The following is a 2,336-nucleotide window of genomic DNA, read 5'->3' as shown; positions in this document are numbered from 1 at the left end:
ACGCAGACGCGTCATCAGATAGTCCGTCAGTTCCGAGAGCGTATCTTCTAACTTATTGAGATTTCCTTCGTCTTTGGAGAGCGTGATCTCAGCGCTGACCTGTTTGCGGATGCGTTCGGTTCTGACAGGACGATCGTCAATACACCGGGCAAAGTTGTAATACGACAGTCCCGAACTGCCGAATTGCTCGACTAAAAATGAAAGATCTTTTTCTCGCAAATCTTTTCCGGTAAAGATGCCGAGGGCCTCCATCTTTTGCGAGGTCACCGGACCGACGCCCCAAATAGCCTTCACAGGAAGACGATCAATGAACTTAAGTGCCGCATTCGGATGGATCACGCATAAGCCGTCGGGCTTGCGCCAGTCGCTTGCGATTTTGGCGAGGAATTTGTTGTAGGAAACGCCGGCAGAAATAATGAGACCGACTTCACGACGAACATCTTCTTTGATGAGCTTTGCGATTTCCATCGCATAACCATAGTCGCGCCAGACGTCTGTGACGTCTAAGAATGCCTCATCGATAGAGACTTGTTCAATGAGATTTGTGTAGCGAGAAAAAATTTCGAAGACTTCGGCTGATGCTTTTTTGTACTCGTCCATTCGTCCGGGAACAAAAATCAAATTTGGACATAGCCTTGCGGCAACTGAGGAGGGCATTGCGGAACGTACTCCGAACTTTCTTGCTTCGTAAGAAGCAGACGCAACGACACCTCGAGCGGAATTTAATCCGACGGCAATTGCCTTCCCTTGAAGCGAAGGATTATCTCGCTGTTCAACGGAAGCGAAAAAAGCGTCGAGGTCGAGGTGAAGTATTCGGCGATAGTTATCGAAATTCATAGGCGAATTTTCGCATTATTCATGGCTTTTATCTTGCTGAAAAAAGTAAGGAATTTTCTGAAAAATAGGATTTCTTAAAAAGAGTAGGAACTCGTTCTATCCCATCACAAAACTGGCAAACTCAAGAACCAGAGGAGACGAGGATGAATAAAACATTAAAAGGCATGGCGATGGCCGGACTAGCGGCTGTTTTTTGGGGATCAATGGGTGTTGCAGGACAGTATTTACTTCAAAATTGTCACTTTACACCGATGGATTTGATCTCTATACGCATGCTCCTTGCAGGCTCGATCTTCGTTGGCATTGAGTTCTTTCTTTTAAAGAAGGGGGCTCTGAAAGTATTTGAAACCAAGCAGAACATTATCGATCTGATAATTTACACGTTAACAATTATCGGAACGCAATTAACGTTCTTTGTTTGTATTCAATACGCAAACGCACCTTTTGCCGCTGTTTTAACTGCAACTGTTCCATTGTGGATCATGATTTTCATGGTGGTATTTCAGCATAAACGGCTCACTGTGAAAGAAGTTTTTTGCGGACTTGTAGCTGTAGCCGGAGTGGTTCTAGTCGTAACCGGCGGATCATTTAAAAACTTCAACGTCTCAGGTATCGGCTTTTGGGCCGGTATCGGATCTGGAATCACAGGTGCTTTTTATGTTCTGTTGCCTCAAAAATTTATTGCGCGTGTCGGTTCCGGGTTAGCAACGAGCTGGGCACTTTTGCTTACCGGCGTTACTGTGACGTTGTTCAGTCACTTTTGGAACGAACCTTTGGACTGGACCGTCTACTCAATTTTGGCTTATGCGTTTATTGTGCTTTTCGGAACGATTGCGGCGTTTTGGCTTTTTCAAGCGGCTGCCGAAATTATCCCGGCAGATATTGCCGGCATGATGGAGACCTTCGACCCAGTAGCTGCAACTCTACTGAGCATGATATTTCTTGGGGTGAGCGTTAATTCTTGGGAGTGTATTGGCGGGGCATCGATTCTTGGCGCTGTTGCTTTTCTTGCCGTTCCCTCGAAGCATCCGTTTCTCATCCACTATTCCAGAAAGGCGAGAGCGAGTTTTTCGCAAACTGACAAAGATTAGGCAACTATCTTTTTGACGAGAGTGGCATTTGTTTACAACGTGGATGATTGTACCGAAGTGGAGTAGGGTGTAAACGAAAGTTTGTCTCGCTCTTGGACGCCGAATATTTGGTCTCAGCGACAGTTAGAAGAATGTGATTCGGAGACTTTTTAGAAAAAGATTCTGGCTACGCCACTAGACAGTTCCAGTAATCCTTGGAAGAATGTAGTATTGAAACCTTAGAGTTCGAGTTCAACGCCGAGGACTGGAGTTTCAATAGTTATTGAAACGTGACAGGCGGATCTTTTAAAAACTTCAATGTATCGTTTCAGTAGTTGTTAGAAGAATGTAGTATTGAAGCGCTATCGGCAATTCGTGGGCCGTCCCCGTCATTCGAGTTTCAGTAGTTGTTAGAAGAATGTAGTATTG

At 45.1% G+C, this 2,336-nt stretch carries 2 protein-coding genes; one reads left to right on the top strand and one right to left on the bottom strand.

All coding sequences use genetic code 11. The features are described from left to right. Positions 1-837: DNA polymerase IV (dinB, locus tag HMPREF9439_RS10595; protein ID WP_050789291.1), on the bottom strand; the 837-nt coding region annotated here is incomplete at its 3' end. A gap of 143 nt (positions 838-980) precedes the next feature. Between dinB and HMPREF9439_RS10590 the strand changes: the two genes are divergently transcribed. After that, on the top strand, positions 981-1,928 hold the full coding sequence (locus HMPREF9439_RS10590) for a DMT family transporter (RefSeq protein ID WP_008811652.1): 948 nt from the start codon (positions 981-983) through the stop codon (positions 1,926-1,928). Positions 1,929-2,336: the final 408 nt, after the last annotated feature.

Source organism: Parasutterella excrementihominis YIT 11859 (assembly GCF_000205025.1).
Classification (GTDB): Bacteria; Pseudomonadota; Gammaproteobacteria; order Burkholderiales; family Burkholderiaceae_F; genus Parasutterella; species Parasutterella excrementihominis.
Note: the sequence above shows the minus strand (reverse complement) of the source record. Positions and strands in the feature narration are given on the sequence as shown.

Coding starts and splice junctions, on each gene's coding strand:
- HMPREF9439_RS10590 (WP_008811652.1), top strand. CDS start 981: ATGAATAAAACATTAAAAGGCATGGCGATGGCCGGACTAGCGGCTGTT.